General features: G+C 55.2%; 14 protein-coding genes. 10 read left to right on the top strand and 4 right to left on the bottom strand.

All coding sequences use genetic code 11. The features are described 5' to 3' along the window. A partial coding sequence (locus IOB61_RS04060) for a LysR substrate-binding domain-containing protein (RefSeq protein WP_290812588.1) occupies positions 1–584 on the top strand: 584 nt, incomplete at its 5' end. A gap of 25 nt (positions 585–609) precedes the next feature. Here the strand turns inward: IOB61_RS04060 and IOB61_RS04055 are convergent. After that, positions 610–1,206, bottom strand: a complete 597-nt coding sequence (locus IOB61_RS04055; protein ID WP_290812585.1) for an acyloxyacyl hydrolase — start codon at positions 1,204–1,206, stop codon at positions 610–612. A 126-nt stretch (positions 1,207–1,332) separates the two neighbouring features. Then, the gene (locus tag IOB61_RS04050; RefSeq protein WP_290812582.1) at positions 1,333–2,985 is read right to left on the bottom strand and encodes a methyl-accepting chemotaxis protein; all 1,653 of its coding nucleotides are present in this window, start codon (positions 2,983–2,985) and stop codon (positions 1,333–1,335) included. Positions 2,986–3,188: 203 nt separating this feature from the next. Here IOB61_RS04050 and IOB61_RS04045 point away from each other — a divergent pair, with 203 nt between their 5' ends. From IOB61_RS04045 to IOB61_RS04020, 6 genes are all read left to right on the top strand, one after another. Further along, positions 3,189–3,986: a crotonase/enoyl-CoA hydratase family protein gene (locus tag IOB61_RS04045; protein ID WP_290812579.1), complete on the top strand. Its 798-nt coding sequence runs from the start codon at positions 3,189–3,191 to the stop codon at positions 3,984–3,986. Continuing rightward, a complete protein-coding gene (locus tag IOB61_RS04040; protein ID WP_290812541.1) occupies positions 3,983–4,492 on the top strand; it encodes a hypothetical protein in 510 nt (169 codons plus the stop codon). Before IOB61_RS04045 ends, IOB61_RS04040 begins: the two co-directional genes overlap by 4 nt. 27 nt (positions 4,493–4,519) lie before the next feature. Next, positions 4,520–5,668: a serine hydrolase domain-containing protein gene (locus IOB61_RS04035; protein WP_290812538.1), complete on the top strand. Its 1,149-nt coding sequence runs from the start codon at positions 4,520–4,522 to the stop codon at positions 5,666–5,668. 101 nt (positions 5,669–5,769) lie between these two features. Continuing rightward, a complete protein-coding gene (locus tag IOB61_RS04030; protein ID WP_290812535.1) occupies positions 5,770–6,060 on the top strand; it encodes a putative quinol monooxygenase in 291 nt (96 codons plus the stop codon). 11 nt (positions 6,061–6,071) lie between these two features. Next, a complete protein-coding gene (locus IOB61_RS04025; RefSeq protein WP_290812532.1) occupies positions 6,072–7,304 on the top strand; it encodes an acyl-CoA dehydrogenase family protein in 1,233 nt (410 codons plus the stop codon). A gap of 95 nt (positions 7,305–7,399) precedes the next feature. Further along, positions 7,400–8,266: an Mbeg1-like protein gene (locus IOB61_RS04020; protein ID WP_290812529.1), complete on the top strand. Its 867-nt coding sequence runs from the start codon at positions 7,400–7,402 to the stop codon at positions 8,264–8,266. 26 nt (positions 8,267–8,292) lie between these two features. On the opposite strand, the gene IOB61_RS04015 is transcribed toward IOB61_RS04020, so the two are convergent. Further along, entirely contained in the window at positions 8,293–9,198 is a 906-nt protein-coding gene (locus IOB61_RS04015) for an SDR family NAD(P)-dependent oxidoreductase (RefSeq protein WP_290812526.1), read from the bottom strand. A gap of 209 nt (positions 9,199–9,407) precedes the next feature. Between IOB61_RS04015 and IOB61_RS04010 the strand changes: the two genes are divergently transcribed. The 3 genes from IOB61_RS04010 to IOB61_RS04000 all read left to right on the top strand — a co-directional run bounded on the left by IOB61_RS04010 (position 9,408) and on the right by IOB61_RS04000 (position 14,165). Further along, positions 9,408–11,480, top strand: a complete 2,073-nt coding sequence (locus IOB61_RS04010) for a S46 family peptidase (protein WP_290812523.1) — start codon at positions 9,408–9,410, stop codon at positions 11,478–11,480. Between the two features lie 156 nt (positions 11,481–11,636). Beyond that, a complete protein-coding gene (locus tag IOB61_RS04005) occupies positions 11,637–12,923 on the top strand; it encodes a PQQ-dependent sugar dehydrogenase (RefSeq protein ID WP_290812520.1) in 1,287 nt (428 codons plus the stop codon). Between the two features lie 54 nt (positions 12,924–12,977). Continuing rightward, positions 12,978–14,165: an MFS transporter gene (locus IOB61_RS04000; RefSeq protein ID WP_290812517.1), complete on the top strand. Its 1,188-nt coding sequence runs from the start codon at positions 12,978–12,980 to the stop codon at positions 14,163–14,165. Here IOB61_RS04000 and IOB61_RS03995 read toward each other — a convergent pair. After that, positions 14,153–14,968 (bottom strand): DUF2817 domain-containing protein (locus tag IOB61_RS03995; RefSeq protein WP_290812514.1); only part of this gene is annotated, 816 nt, incomplete at its 5' end. The two genes, IOB61_RS04000 and IOB61_RS03995, sit on opposite strands and share 13 nt — an antisense overlap.

The following is a 14,968-nucleotide window of genomic DNA, read 5'->3' as shown; positions in this document are numbered from 1 at the left end:
TTTTCCCGACCCTGTTGCAGAATTTAGCCCACGAGGCACCGGGCCTCGACCTTAGTTGTGAACCCTATGGTCCCGATCTTTTGGCCCGTATGGCTTCGGGCGATTTAGATTTTGCGTTTGCCTTAGATAGTTCGCCACTGCCGACAGGGGCGAAAAGCCTCTATTTAGCCCAAGATGAATTGGCTTTGGTGATGCGGCGCAATCATCCCTTGGCACACCATGATTGGTCGCTGGCCGATTATGGGCGGGTTCCCCATATCTTGATCCGGCTTCTCAATGATGGGGTGAATGACTTAGAGGCTGTGCTCGCCGTGCATGGGATCCAACGGCGCATCCTATGGTCCACCTCGCATTTCTTAGCAGCCCTTGCCGCTGTTTCAGCAACAGATGCGGTCACGACGGTGTCGCGGGCTTTTGCATCGCGCTTTGCCGATCAGTTTGACTTGATCCTGCGCGATCCGCCACTTGAAAACCGATCCCTCGGCCTTGTTCTGGTGATGTCACAAACCAGCGGGCATGACCCCTTGCTGTCGTGGGTGGCAGGCCACGTTAAGCGAGCAGCGCTGGAGGTTTATGGCTCATGATTGGTCAGAGGGCAGCCAAGCCCGCTTAGAAATTGCGCCCAAGACGAATGCCAACATTGTCGAGCCCTTGGTTCTTAGAGCCGCCCAAAATATGGCCATGGCTTAAATGCTCATAGACCAAATAGCTGGTCCAGGTCTCATTATGGCGATAACCAACCGCAACACCCAAGCGGAAAAGATCGCGAGACCCCAAGGCCAATTCCTCGGCATTAAACTTGGCGCGCCGCACGCTGTCAGATGGAGCATAGGGGTTGTCCAAAGGATCACCATTATGGATCACATAGCCCAAGTAGGGATCAATGGTGATGTTCTTGCTGACGGGAAAAGTCCAATCCAGCCCAACGCCTGCAAAGCTGGTCTCGCCTTGCGTATTCAGCGACGCAACGACCCCAGGGCGCGGCGAAAAGGCGAATTTCAGCCAGTCGGGGCTGTTCCACAAGACTTCAACCTGAACGTCGGGCCCATCTTCTTTACCGGCATTTTTAGAGACATTGGTCTCAACATTATGCGCCATAATGGCCCCGCGCACTTCGCTGATTTGGGCCTGAGCAGGCAAAGCGAGCATGCTGCCGCAAAAAGCACTGAAGCTGAACAAAATCACGGGCAAATTGGGGCGGCGCATCGGATCGATCCTTATGTGGTGCGTCTGCTAGAGCGCGAGTCCGCCTGAAGGGTCAATCAGGTAACCAAAAAGGCCGCCCCTGATGAGGCGGCCTTATCAGATCGGGTGGTCAGATGGTCAGGGCGTCTACGCCGCACGGACCTCATCTAAAAACTGTCCGACTGCACGCTTTAGACTGACCGCTTGCATGCCAAGTTCCCGGGCTGCTGCCAAACTTTGCTCTGCCGCAGCCCCGGTTTCAGTTGAGCCTTGCTGCACCAGCCCAATGGCTTGGCTGACCTCACTGGTTGCGGTTGCGACACTGGAGGTACTTTGCGTGATTTCCTGCACCGCAACCATTTGTTGTTCAACAGAGGCTGCGATTGTCGCCGAAATCTCATTGATTTCAGAGATTGTGCTGGCGATCCCTTCAATGGCACTTACTGCCAATTGGGTTGCGCTTTGAACCCCGCCAATTTGATTGCTGATCTCATCGGTTGCTTTGGCTGTTTGCTCTGCCAAGCTTTTGACTTCGGAAGCCACAACGGCAAAGCCCTTGCCGGCTTCCCCAGCTCGCGCAGCCTCAATGGTCGCATTGAGGGCCAAGAGATTGGTTTGACTTGCAATATCGGAAATCAAACTCACCACCGCGCCAATCTTGCCTGCAGCCTCAGACAGGGCAACCACAGTTGTGTTGGTTTCAGAGGCTTTACGCTCGGCGTCCTGCGCAATCTTGGCAGCAACCTGAACCTGATGGGCGATTTCTGAGATTGAAGCCGACATTTCTTCCGATGCAGAGGCAACAGACTGGACATTCGAAGCCGAAATCGTGGCGGTGCGCGCGACCGAGTCAGAATGGACTGACGTATCATGCGCCGTGCGCGTCAGGGTTTCAGATGTCGCTTCCAGCTCGGTCGCAGCCGATGAAACCGTGTCCACAACTTGGGCAACGCTGGCTTCAAAGCTGTCGGCGAGGGCGTTCATCGCGGCGCGCTTGCTTTCTTGCAGCTCTCTATCCTTATCCTTCGTAGCGATTTCGAGCCTGCGCACTTCTTGGGCGTTTTGAACAAATACCTGCAAGGCTGACTGCATACGTCCAACGCAATCGCGGCGGCCTTGATTATCGACAACTATGTCAATGTTGCCTTTGGCGAGATCGTCCATCAAGGCAGTGGTCTTGATCAAGGGCGTGGCAATGACATTGGATAAGACCATCGCAAATCCGCCACCAACAAGGATGATGACGCCAATCATGCCAAAGGCCATGTGCGTGCTTTGGGTTAGAAGCTGGCTCATTTCTGGGCCGATCTCATCCTGACGCGCGCGCGACTCCGTCGTCATCGCCGCGGTGATAGCCGAAATAGAGGCACCCAATTCATTGCGCTGGGCTGATGCGCTAGGATCGGTCTGCACCCGTTCAGCTACCGCACGATATTGGGCAATTTTCGCAGAAGCTTCATCGAGCTTTGCCTTAATCTTGGGGTCAACGGCCGCTTCTTTTGCTTTCGTGAGCAACTCAGCCAGTTCCACAGCAATCCCTTGCATCGCATTTATCTCAGCAGGGTCGCCGCTTCCTTCGTATTTGATCGCATGGACGCGCATCATTTGAAATTGTTCAGCAGCCGCCCCCACAGATGCCGTCTGTCGCGCAATTTGGCGGTATTCGCTTGCTAAAGCTTCAACTCTTTTGGATTCCCACGCCAAAACTGCGCAAGCTACAGTGACCAAGGCAATGAGGATACCAAATGCAATCTTGATTTTCTGAGCAACTGGCGCGTGCTTCACAAAGTAGTTGATCATCAGCAACCCCCGAACTGTACTGGAAGGAAGCGGGGGATTTCTCGCAATTATCTAAAGTTTGTCTTACCGGTTGGTTCTTTTTCTGTTCACGTTCTTGTGATTATTTGAGGGGTGAGGCACGCAAATTTCTGTGTGTGTGGCGGGCCATGATTGCCAATAGGGCGTTACCGCTTTAGGGCTGGCGCACTGATTTGGAGGTTCCCATGGCCGTAGCGAAACTGGAAAAGGATGGGGCAATTGCGACCATCACCATCACCCGCCCTGAAGCAATGAATGCCCTGGGCCAGCCTGGCGACGGCGATGTGTTTCAAGCCATTTGCGCAGACATTAATGCGGATCGCGCCATCCGCGCAGCCATTCTAACAGGCGAGGGTAGGGCCTTTTCTGCCGGTGGTGATGTGAAAGCCATGAAGGACCGAACCGGGGCCTTTGGCGGCAGTCCTGCTGAAATTCGCGAAGCCTATCGCGGCAATATCCATAAAATCATCAAGGCGTTGTGGAATTTGGAAGTACCCTTGGTTAGCGCCATAAACGGCCCTGCTATCGGGCTTGGCTGCGATGTTGCCTGTATGGGCGATATACGTTTGGCCGCCAGTGGGGCAAAATTTGGCGTGACCTTTCTAAAGCTTGGCCTGATCCCGGGCGATGGTGGGGCTTGGTTGACGCCGCGCATCGTGGGGTGGAGCCGGGCGTGTGAGCTTTTGTTTACTGGCGATGTCGTCGATGCGCAGACCGCGCGCGAGTTCGGCTTTGTCTCGCGCGTGGTTGAGGCTGATGTCTTGATGGCAGAAGCGCGCGCCATGGCTGAAAAAATCGCCCTACAGCCACCCCATGCCTTGCGGGTTACCAAAGCCCTGATGCGCCAAGGCCAAACTGCAACCTTCGACACCATTATGGAATTATCCGCGGCCTCCCAAGGCTTGATGCATCACACGGCTGACCATGAAGAGGGCGTGGATGCGATTTTGGAAAAGCGTAGCCCCAACTTTACCGGCCAATGAAACGTTTAGCTTTCTGTTTGCTCGCCTGCGTGCTTGGTGCCTGCGATCCGGGTGATCGGGACCAAAATCCGCGCGACCGCGTTGGAACTGAGGGGCCGCTCTCATGGCGCTTGGTGGCGCAGGCGTCTGGGGCAGCAGCCTTTTTGTCGCGGCCGGGTGCCGCGCCAGACTTAGTTTTGTGGTGCGATGATCAACAGCGCATCACGCTGCGCGCGCATGTGTTTTCGGCACCTTCTGCTCAGCCAGATCTGGTGTTGAAGACCAAGGCTGGCCGCATTGTGTTCCAAGAAGTCCGTCGCCAAGGCGGCGTACGGGAAGCCGACCGCAAATTAGTTGAGGGTAAAATTGCCTTAGCCGATATGGGTGTCGCCGAAACCATTCTGGCCGCAAGCGACTTTACCTTGACGTCGGGTGACGTTGACTATCGTGCCCAGCCGGTGGATCGTGACCAGATACTGCCCGCCTTTGTGACTGCCTGTCGCAAGGAGGCGCCAAAAGCGCCCTAAAGAGCGCATGAAATAGGGGAGAAGGCGATGTCACAGGCACCGATAGTCCACGGATATGTCGCACAAGGCTTTGAATCCGTTCGCGATGTATTTGCGCAAAATTTGGCCAGTGGCGAAGAGTTGGGCGCAACCTTCAGCGTTATCCAGGACGGCGAAACCATCATCGACCTTTATGGTGGGGTGCGCGACGAAGATCGGACAGAACCTTTGGGGCCGGATGATCTTTTCAATGTGTGGTCAACGACAAAGGGCATGGCCGCGCTAAGCATTGCGATCGCCGTTGAGCGCGGATTGATTGACTATCAGGCACCGGTCGCCACCTATTGGCCTGAGTTTGCGGTCAATGGCAAAGAGGCGATCACGGTTGAAACCTTGCTGAGCCATGCCAGTGGTATTCAAGGCGCTGATACCCCTGCAACCACGGAAGAGCTTCTTGATATTCAAGCTTTTTCGGCGCGACTGGCCGCGCAAGCCCCCTTGTTTCCGCCAGGCTCCGCTAACGCCTATAATGCCGGGATCTTTGGTCACTGGGTAGATGCCTTATTGCGGCGGACAGATGGCCGTTCCTTGGTGGCGTTTTTTGCCGATGAGGTCGCAAAGCCGCTAAAGGCCGATGTCTGGATTGGTCTTCCCTATGACCAGCATCATCGTCGCGCCCCTATTGTTGCGCCCTGGGCTCCGATGATGGCTGCAAGCCCACCTGCGACCGATCCAGTGATGAAATCAGCCATGGGCAGCCCACGTATGAGCCCTCTTGAAGCCAATCGACCAGATTGGATGGCCGCCGGAAATGGTGCCGCCGGGGGTAGCGCCAATGCGCGCGGGATTGCCCGCGTGTATGGGGCCTTAGCGCGGGGCGGAGACTTAGAAGGCGCACGGATCATCTCGCCCGAAGGCATTGATCGGATGGTGGCTGAACGCCGCGCGAGTAAGGACAAAGTCTTGGGCGTTTGGGTGCGTTGGGCTGCCGGCGTCATCCTGTCAACGCGCGGACTTTACGGCCCCTTTGATACCAGTTTTGGACATTCGGGCTGGGGTGGTAGTTTTGGCTTTGCCGATCCGGTTAACAAGCTTGGCGTGGCCTATGCCATGAACCTCATGGCCCCCAATTTGGCAGGCGATCCGCGCGGCGGCGGACTGGTTGCTGAGACCTATAAATGCTTAGGGCTGGGCTGAGCAGTTCGCGACAGCTTTGCCCTTCCATCACGCTTCAAACCACCTATAACCAAAACCACAGCAACAAGAAAACCAACTCAAGACGTTAGGGAGAAAACCAGATGATCGGAATCTGCGCACAATTCACCATTCAACCCGGCAAGAATGCTGAATTTGAAGCCTTGTTGACCGAGTTTGTCACCACGGTGAAAGCCAAAGAGCCCGGTGCCACCGTCTATCAATTGTGCAAAAGCGCTAAGGCTGAAAACGACTATTTCATGCTGGAACTTTATGCCGACCAAGCCGCCCTAGATGCACATGGCAAGACCGAACATATGGCTGAATTGGTCTCTAAAATCGGTGGTTTCCTTGCCGCCCCGCCAAAGCTGACCCAAGGCCCAGCCGTATTCTAGGATAAGTCGCGATGGATTTAGCATTCACTGCAGAAGACCTCGCCTTCCAAGCTGAAGTTCGTGCTTGGATTGCCGAGAATTATACCCCCGCCTTGCGCGCGAAAATGGCCCTGTCGAAGAATGGCTATCTGGACAAGGAAGGCCAAGTTGAGTGGCAAAAGAAGCTGGCTGCACGCGGCTGGGCTGCCCCTGATTGGCCGGTTGAACATGGCGGACCGGGCTGGACTCCCAGCCAACGCTATATCTTCAATATGGAAGTCTCGGCGGCTGGCTGTCCGACGCCATCGCCGATGGGCCTAAAAATGGTGGCCCCAGTCATCATGGCCTTTGGCAATGACAAACAAAAAGCCCAGCATTTGCCGAAGATTCTGAACTCGGACATCTGGTGGTGTCAGGGCTATTCTGAGCCCGGTTCAGGTTCGGACCTCGCCAGCCTGCAAATGAAGGCCGAAAAGACGGTGCGTGATGGCGTTGAGGGCTATATCCTCAATGGTTCTAAGATTTGGACAACCCAAGCCCAATGGGCCGACTGGATGTTCAATCTGGTGCGCACCAGCCAAGAGGCGAAAAACCAAAACGGCATCAGCTTTATCCTTGTCGACATGAAAACGCCGGGCATAAGCATCCGCCCCTTGCCGACCTTGGATGGCCCAATCGAAGGCCAGCAGGAAATCAATCAGGTCTTTTATGAAGACGTGTTTGTGCCTGCCGAGAATCTGATTGGGGAAGAGGGCAAGGGCTGGACCTATGCCAAATATCTCTTGGAGTTTGAGCGCGGCAATGCCTATGCACCCGGGCTGAAAAACGCCCTCAAAAAGGTCAAGCGCATCGCATCGGTTGAACAAATGGGCGAACGGGCCCTGTTGGAAGACCCAGATTTTGGTCGCAAAATTGCTGAGCTGGAAATCCAGATCAATGCGCTTGATGCGACCGAGCTGAAGATTTTCTCAGGCCTTTCTTCGGGCAAATCGGTCGGGGCTGCTTCCTCTATGCTGAAGTGCAAAGGCAGCGAGATGCAGCAAGCCATCTCAGAGCTGGCCTTGGAAGCGGTTGGTGTGTCGGGCATTCCGTTTGTTGCAGATAGCTGGGGCATATTGGATGGGCGTTCCAACGACCCATTCCCGGTGCCAGACTATGCGGTGGCTGTGGCCCCATCCTATTTCAATTATCGCAAGACCTCCATCTATGCGGGGTCTAACGAGATTCAGCGTAACATCATGGCCAAAATGGTGTTGGGCCTCTAAACCCCTTTAAGCCCCTTAGAGCTTGGGTGCGCTAAGCCCCTTGTGCTCTGAGGGGCATCTATACAAATAAACCTAAAGTAGGTTATGCTTGGTGTATGGACACGCAAGCACATCCCACCGAGCCCCCCATTTTTATCGGTCCGCAAGAGGCCAAGGACCTGCCGACTTGGCGGGCTGCCTTTTCAGAGCGCACGGCTGAACTCATGGCCAAATTGGCCCTTTTGTCTTATGAGACAGATTTAGAAGAATTATCCAAACAATTGAATTTAGGTCAGTTTAAGCTTCTAGCTTTCTATGACCAAGAAGGCAGTCAAGCCTTCCTAGCCCGTACCGATGACTTTGCGGTCGTCGCGTTTCGGGGCACCGATTCCTATGTGGATTGGAAGACCAATTTGATGAGCGAATCTGTCTCGGTTGAGACACGTTTGGGTAGCGTGGAAATTCATAAGGGCTTTAAGAAAGCCTATGATCGGATTGGGGCCCAGCTTTTGGCAGACGTCAATTCTCATGTCCCGAAAGATAAGGGGCTTTATCTGACAGGGCATAGTTTGGGCGGGGCTTTGGCACAAATTGCCTCGACCCAATTGGAGCGAGATAATCTTGCGGCCTGCTATACATTTGGGGCACCACGCGTGGGCGATCTATCCTTTGACCGTTTGGTTGTGTGCCCGCACTATCGGTTTGTGAATGGCTGGGATCTTGTAACCACTTTGCCACCACCGCTGTTTTCACCCTATCGCCATACAGGCGATCCGCGCCTTTTAACGGCTTCGGGCAAGCCGATCATGCGGCGCGACCGCAGCCCCTTCGTCAAAATCTTCCATACGATCGTGGGCATCGTCTCATTCATTTTTGGCAATCCGCGCCTCTTAGAGGACCACCGCATGGAAGCCTATATCGACAAAATAAAAGCCGCCCGCGCCTTGAGAGGGGTGGCGCGGGTCGGCAGCATGTTTGATTAGATTTTGGGCTTGCCGTCTAGTTCGGCTCAGCCGCCAGACAGCTTGCGCATGAATTTACCGGTTTGGCCGCCGCCTTGCTCATAGGCTTCGTGACCGGCTGGGTCGCAAATCTTATCCCAATTGTCGCGCACTTCTTCAGCGGTGATGCCATCGCCCTTTAAGCAGATGCCGTCGGTCTCATAGATTTTAGCAACCGCAAAGACACCAGCACCTGCCGAGAGGACGGTGCCCGTTGGCGCATCTTCGCTGACCAGATACATGACGCCGGGGGTGACATATTCTGGCTTCAGCAAATCAAGCATTTGTGGTGGCATCAGGTTTTCGGTCATACGGGTTGCAGCCACAGGGCTGATCGCATTGACCTTGATATTGTTTTTGGCGCCTTCCAGCTTCAGCGTGTTCATGAAGCCATAAAGGGCAAGCTTGGCTGCGCCATAATTGGTTTGGCCGAAATTGCCGTACATGCCGCTCGATGAAGTGGTGACCACGATGCGGCCATAGTTTTGCGCCTTCATGATTTCCCACATGGCCTTCACAGGCTTTACGGTGCCCATCAGATGGACATTCATCACGACCTCAAAATCGGCGATTTCCATCTTCGAGAAGCTTTTGTCGCGCAAAATACCGGCGTTCGCGATCAGGATGTCGATGCGGCCCCACTTTTCCATGACTTGGGCAACCATATTGGCCACGCCAGCATCGTCTGTCACCGAGGCACCATTGGCGATGGCTTCACCGCCAAAGGCCTGAATTTCTGCGACAACGGCTTCGGCTGCGGCCGAATTTCCGCCGGTTCCGTCCATTGCGCCGCCCAGATCATTGACGACAACTTTAGCACCCCGGCGGGCCAGTTCGAGGGCATGTTGCTTGCCCAAGCCACCACCGGCACCTGTTACGATGGCGACTTGGCCGTCAAAGCGAATATCTGACATGTGAACGTCTCCTGAGCATGTTGGCTTATAAGGAATTTGCGCATTGCCATGCCCACCACTTCCGCTCGCGTCAAGGGAAACTGACATGGGGCAGAGTGTAATTTTCTGTCCAGAACAGGCTCAATCGGCTTTTGTGATCGGATTGAACGCGGTAACAGGTTAGCTGGGTAAGCGTATGGTACGCTGCACCCGTTTAGGACACGATCTCGATGCACTCGAAATTTTTGCTCGCAGTTAGCCTAGCTACTTTAGCCTTTTCTGGCCCCGCTTACGCCGATGAAGGCATGTGGACATTTGATGCGTTTCCCGCTGCAAAAATGAAGGCAGCCCATGGTTTCGCCCCCGATCAGGCGTGGCTGAACAAGGTCCAACAATCGGCTGTGCGTTTATCGTCGGGCTGTTCGGCCAGTTTTGTCTCCGATAGTGGTTTGATCCTGACCAATTGGCATTGTGTGTCGAGTTGTGTTGCCGATTTGTCGAGCGCGGAAAAGAATTATGGCCTCAATGGCTTCTTGGCAGCGACCTTGACCGACGAAAAGACTTGCCCCGGTCTTGAGGCTGAAGTCTTGGTCAGCATTATCGACAACACGGCCAAGGTGAAAGCAGCCACTGCTGGTGTTGAGGCCAGCAAAGTTGCCCAAGCCCGCAGCGTCGCCATTGCCAAGTTGGAAGAAGAAGCCTGCAAGAATGACGATAAGGAATTGTTCCGCTGTGACATGATTTCCTTATTCCGCGGCGGGCAATACAAAATCTATAAATACCGCACCTATAAGGATGTGCGCCTCGTCTTCTCGCCCGAAAATGCCATCGGCTTCTTTGGCGGCGACCCAGATAATTTCAACTTCCCACGCTATAATTTGGATGGCGGATTCTTGCGGGCCTATGAGAATGGCGCACCTGTGAAAACCCCAACGCATTTGCAATGGACCACCGAAACCCCAAAGGATGGCGACATTGTTTTCGTTGCGGGTAATCCCGGCTCAACCGAACGTCTGCGCACCACAACCCAATTGAAGTTTGAGCGTGACCTGCGCTTGCATACGCGACAATTGGTGCGCTCAGAATTGCGGGGTCGCCTGATCGAATATCGTACCAAGAGCGATGAGGCCAAGCGTTCGGCCGAAGAATTATTGTTTGGCGTGGAAAACAGCTACAAGGCCCAATATGGCCAGCAACGCGCCCTGATGGACCCGGAATTCTTTGCCATTAAGGAGCGGGAAGAGGCCGAATTAAAGGCCAAAGTGCGTGCCAATCCCAAGCTTCTGGCAGAAATTGGCGACCCATGGGCCCAGATTGATGCGGCTGTTGCTAAGCAACAAGATTTGTTCTGGGAGCATGAGTTCCTAGAAGCTCGCGCAGGCTCGATCTCCAGCCTGTATGGCTCGGCGCGCGCCCTGGTCCGCATGGCCAATGAGCGGGCCAAACCTTTGGCTGAGCGCCTACCGGGCTTTTCCGATGGCGCGATTGCGCAAATGGAAAAGCAAATCCTGACTGAAGCGCCAATCTACAAGGATTTGGAAGTTATTGGTTTGGAATTGTGGTTGTCGAAAGCGCGTGAGTATTTGACGGCCGATAATCCGTCGATCAAGCGCCTCTTGGGTGCGGAAAGCCCTGAAGGGATTGCGGCACGCGGGATCGCTGGCACAAAGCTCGACGATAAAGCGGTCCGGGAAGCTTTGATCAAGGGGGGTAAGGCCGCCATTGATGCTTCAACCGACCCTCTCATTGTTCTGGCGCGCCGCGCCGAGGCCGATGCGCGAGCTTTGTCGGTTCGCATGAACCAAGAGGTGAATGGCCCCTTGTCGCAAGCGGCAGAAAAGATCGCCAAGGCGCGCTTTGCGGTTTATGGCAATGATGTCTATCCAGACGCCACCTTCACGCTGCGCCTGTCCTATGGTGTTGTAAAGGGCTGGACTTATGCGGGTGTCACAGTGCCGTCGACAACCACGATTGGTGGCTATTTTGAGCGTGCAACCGGCGAATTCCCGTTTGTTGCCGCGCCCTCTTGGTTGGCAGCAAAGCCAAACTTGAACTTGGCTACACCCTTCAATATCTCCACCACCAACGACATTATTGGCGGTAATTCTGGTTCGCCTCTGATTGATCGGCAAGGACGCGTTGTCGGTGCCGCATTTGACGGAAACATCCACTCACTCGGCGGCAATTATGCCTATGATGGGCGGTTGAACCGGACCGTCTCAGTAACCACGGCTGCCATCACCGAAGCCTTGACCAAAGTCTATAAGGCAGACCGTTTGGTGGCAGAGTTGAAAGCCAAATAGGCTGGTCGATGACCATAATGTGACTGGTTCTAGGTCGCGTCAGGCCTAGGTTCGCCAGCCGCGTCAAGCTAGATCACGGGGGCAAAGTCGGGTTCGGCTTTGCCCCTTTTTCTTGGCCTCTGTGCAGGCTGATGTGGCGATAGAAGGAAGATTTCAATGGTGGTTCGTACGTCTGGTTTGGCTCTGTTGGGCGCAACCCTCGTGATGGCCAGTGTCACAGCTCCTGCTTTGGCGCAGGCCCCAGCCAGTGCGCCGTCCGCAATTGTACCCGGGCCAACCCCTGTGACCCAGGCCTTGAATCTGCCTGCGGCCACGACGGTTACGCCTCAAACCATGGTGGCAGATTTGGAAGCACCCTGGGGCATGGCTTTCTTGCCCAATGGCGACCTGTTGGTGACGGAGCTTTTGGGCAAGCTACGCTATGTGAAGGCAGGCGCAAGCTGGAGCTTAGAAGCCCAAGAAATCACGGGCGTGCCGGCGGTTACGGCGGGTGGTCAAGGCGGCTTGATGGACGTGACCTTGCATCCAAATTTTTCCCGCAACAAACTGATTTATCTGAGCTTCTCTGTCGGCGATGAGGCGGCAAACCGCACACGCATCGTGCGCGCTAAATTGGAAGGCCGCGCCTTGACGGACGTGCAAACCATCTTTGAAGTCACCCCAGCCAAGCCGCGCTTTCAGCATTATGGCTCGCGCTTTACCTGGCTTCCCGACCAGACTTTACTGATCAGCATTGGCGATGGCGGTAACCCGCCTACTTCCGTGGATGGCAGCTTCATCCGCAATCAGGCCCAGAATCTGGGAAGCCATTTGGGCAAGATTGTGCGCATCAAGGATGATGGCAGCATCCCGAAGGACAATCCGTTTGTAAACACACCAGGGGCACGGCCTGAGATTTACTCCTATGGCCATCGCAACGCCCAAGGTCTTGTGCGCGATCCGGTTTCAGGGCGCATCTATGCAACCGAACATGGCAGTCAGGGCGGGGATGAGTTGAACCTGATCCAATCTGGCCAGAATTATGGCTGGCCTAAAGTCACCTATGGGGTGGAATATGGCGCAGCCCGAACGCCGATTTCCCCGAACCAAAGCGGTCCAGGCATGGTTGACCCGCTCGCCGTGTGGTCGCCCGCTATTGCTCCTTCCGGTCTCGCGGTGGTTCGCAGCACGCAATATCGTGGTTGGGACGGTGATCTCTTGGCTGGTGGCTTGCGCCTGGATCAAGGACGCGGGGCCTTGATCCGCGTTGACTTGGACAAAGCCGGGAAAGTTGTTGGCCAAGAGCGGATTGATCTGGGCGATGTGCGGGTTCGCGATGTGCGCCAAGGCCCAGACGGCTATATCTATGTCTTGACCACCGCCATGCGGAACTTTCGCGATAAGGGCCAGCGCAATGGCCAATTGGTGCGGCTCATGCCGGTAAACGGAGCGCAAGCGCGGTAAAAAGCGGCGGGAAGGGGCTTGCGACAGTGTCGCGTAGCACTCTAAGCCCTTTCTATGCCATCCATTGCACGCATGACTTTGTTTATGATGTTGGCCCATGTCGCATTGGGGGCCATCATGCCCTATTTGCCGGTCTGGTTGGCAACCACCAAGGGCCTCAGTGGGGCGCAAATCGGGGTCATTCTGGCTTCATCCAGTTTTGGACGGATCTTGGTCGGGCCCTTGGCCGCTGCGTGGGCTGAAGGCCGCCGGGATCGACGCACCCCGCTGATTGTGTTTTCTGCGGCCCTTGCGGTCGGATACCTTAGCTTTCCATTCTTGGGTGTGTTTTGGCCGATTGCTTTGGCCTGTTTTGCTACCGGGGTCATGTTTCAATGCTTGATGCCCTTTGCCGAAGCAGGCGTCATGCGTGTGACCTCCCAATCGCGCCGATGGCCTTACGGGCGCGCGCGTGCTGCCGCATCAGCCGCCTTTGTTCTGGCCAATTTGGGGGCAGGGGCCACCATTCAGGCCTTTGGCGTTGAATCTGTCTATGCGTGGTTCATCATTGCCTGTGTTGCCACCGTGGCCTGTGGCTTTTGGCTGCATCCAGAGCCAATTGCCGAACCTGTTGTGACGCCCCTAAGCACGCGTTTGAAAGACAGTTTTGCTCTCTTTAAACGGCGGACATTTTTCTTAGCCGTCCTAGCGGCCAGCTTTATTCAAGCCGCCCATGCCTTTTACTATGGCTTCTCCAGCAAGCTGTGGCTGGAACAAGGCTTTTCCGGCTCGCAAGTCGGGATGCTCTGGGCCTTTGGGGTGATTGTGGAGATTGCCTTTTTCGCCCTTCTGGCAAGCCGCCTAAATCATTTTCGGCCAGAGACTTTGATCCTGTGGGGCGGGATCGCCAGTATCATACGCTGGGCTGCTTTCGCCCAAACCCCAGACTTGGGCGTCACCTTCCTGCTGCAAGCGCTGCATGCTTTGACTTTTGCTGCGACCCATATGGGCTTTATGCGCTTGATTGAGGCTGAAATTCCCATGGCCCAGCGCGCAACGGGTCAGCAATTGGGTTCTGCCATCATCATGTCACCCACGATGGGGCTAGCCAGCATTGCTGCAGGTTCGCTCTATGACCAATTCCAGTCCGCCGGCTATTGGAGTGGCGTGATCCTCGCGACGATTGGTCTCATTCTGATCTCGCTTCTGTTGTCACCCAAGCAGCCGACCCTAAAGCTGCCGCAGGAAGATCAAGCCAAATAGGCCGCTGCCCGTCCGATGACATCCAAGCTGCGCGTCCACACCATAGTCTTCCATTCGTCGGTTTCTGGATAAAAGGCCGCACGGCTATCGGCTTGGATTTGGCACGCTTCAGGGCCAGAGGGGTCACCATAGCAATGTAACCAGCAAGCGGCTTGGGTGGCCAAAAATACGCTCATGGTGTCGACAGTACCAAATTCGATGGCGATACAGGCACACCATGACGGCTCTAGTGCGCGGACCAAGGCTGCATCCATCGTGCCGAACAAATCTGCCGAAACCGAGCTTCCATCCTTGGTAGAGCGGATTTCATCGCCCCAAATAGCGGCTTGGCGCTGGTAATGATCACTGGAAGGGGCAGCCTCGGTAATGATCTCACCCACGCCAAATGGGCCAAGCCCTGTATGCATGTCGATGGTCACGACTTGTTTGAGGCCGACGCAATGGGCCGCCAGCAATTTGTGGATGGTTTGGTTCGACCAGGAAGGCGCAATACCGCCATAATAGACCCCTTTGGGATGATTATACTGGCCGCCCGTCAAGGCCGCTTGCAAGGCGGGGAAGCCATGCTCGCTTGCAAAGGCGAGCAATTTGCCTTGTGCTTCTTGCATGGTCGCCTCATCGCGCGAAGCAGGTGCCGCCCAGGGTGCCAAAAGGTCATAATGGGGATTGGCTGGAAGAGGCGGCTCAAAGCTTTTAAGATAATTGCGATTAAGGTCGATATTGTCTTCGTTGAAGCGACTGTCCCACGAAAACCCATAGGGATTATGGGCATGGATGAGGACGATCCGCAGCTTCTGCGCCCA

It is taken from the genome of Aquidulcibacter sp. (assembly GCF_020253525.1).
GTDB lineage: Bacteria > Pseudomonadota > Alphaproteobacteria > Caulobacterales > Aquidulcibacteraceae > Aquidulcibacter.
Note: the sequence above shows the minus strand (reverse complement) of the source record. Positions and strands in the feature narration are given on the sequence as shown.

Coding starts and splice junctions, on each gene's coding strand:
- IOB61_RS04055 (WP_290812585.1), bottom strand. CDS start 1,206: ATGCGCCGCCCCAATTTGCCCGTGATTTTGTTCAGCTTCAGTGCTTTT.
- IOB61_RS04050 (WP_290812582.1), bottom strand. CDS start 2,985: ATGATCAACTACTTTGTGAAGCACGCGCCAGTTGCTCAGAAAATCAAG.
- IOB61_RS04045 (WP_290812579.1), top strand. CDS start 3,189: ATGGCCGTAGCGAAACTGGAAAAGGATGGGGCAATTGCGACCATCACC.
- IOB61_RS04040 (WP_290812541.1), top strand. CDS start 3,983: ATGAAACGTTTAGCTTTCTGTTTGCTCGCCTGCGTGCTTGGTGCCTGC.
- IOB61_RS04035 (WP_290812538.1), top strand. CDS start 4,520: ATGTCACAGGCACCGATAGTCCACGGATATGTCGCACAAGGCTTTGAA.
- IOB61_RS04030 (WP_290812535.1), top strand. CDS start 5,770: ATGATCGGAATCTGCGCACAATTCACCATTCAACCCGGCAAGAATGCT.
- IOB61_RS04025 (WP_290812532.1), top strand. CDS start 6,072: ATGGATTTAGCATTCACTGCAGAAGACCTCGCCTTCCAAGCTGAAGTT.
- IOB61_RS04020 (WP_290812529.1), top strand. CDS start 7,400: ATGGACACGCAAGCACATCCCACCGAGCCCCCCATTTTTATCGGTCCG.
- IOB61_RS04015 (WP_290812526.1), bottom strand. CDS start 9,198: ATGTCAGATATTCGCTTTGACGGCCAAGTCGCCATCGTAACAGGTGCC.
- IOB61_RS04010 (WP_290812523.1), top strand. CDS start 9,408: ATGCACTCGAAATTTTTGCTCGCAGTTAGCCTAGCTACTTTAGCCTTT.
- IOB61_RS04005 (WP_290812520.1), top strand. CDS start 11,637: ATGGTGGTTCGTACGTCTGGTTTGGCTCTGTTGGGCGCAACCCTCGTG.
- IOB61_RS04000 (WP_290812517.1), top strand. CDS start 12,978: ATGCCATCCATTGCACGCATGACTTTGTTTATGATGTTGGCCCATGTC.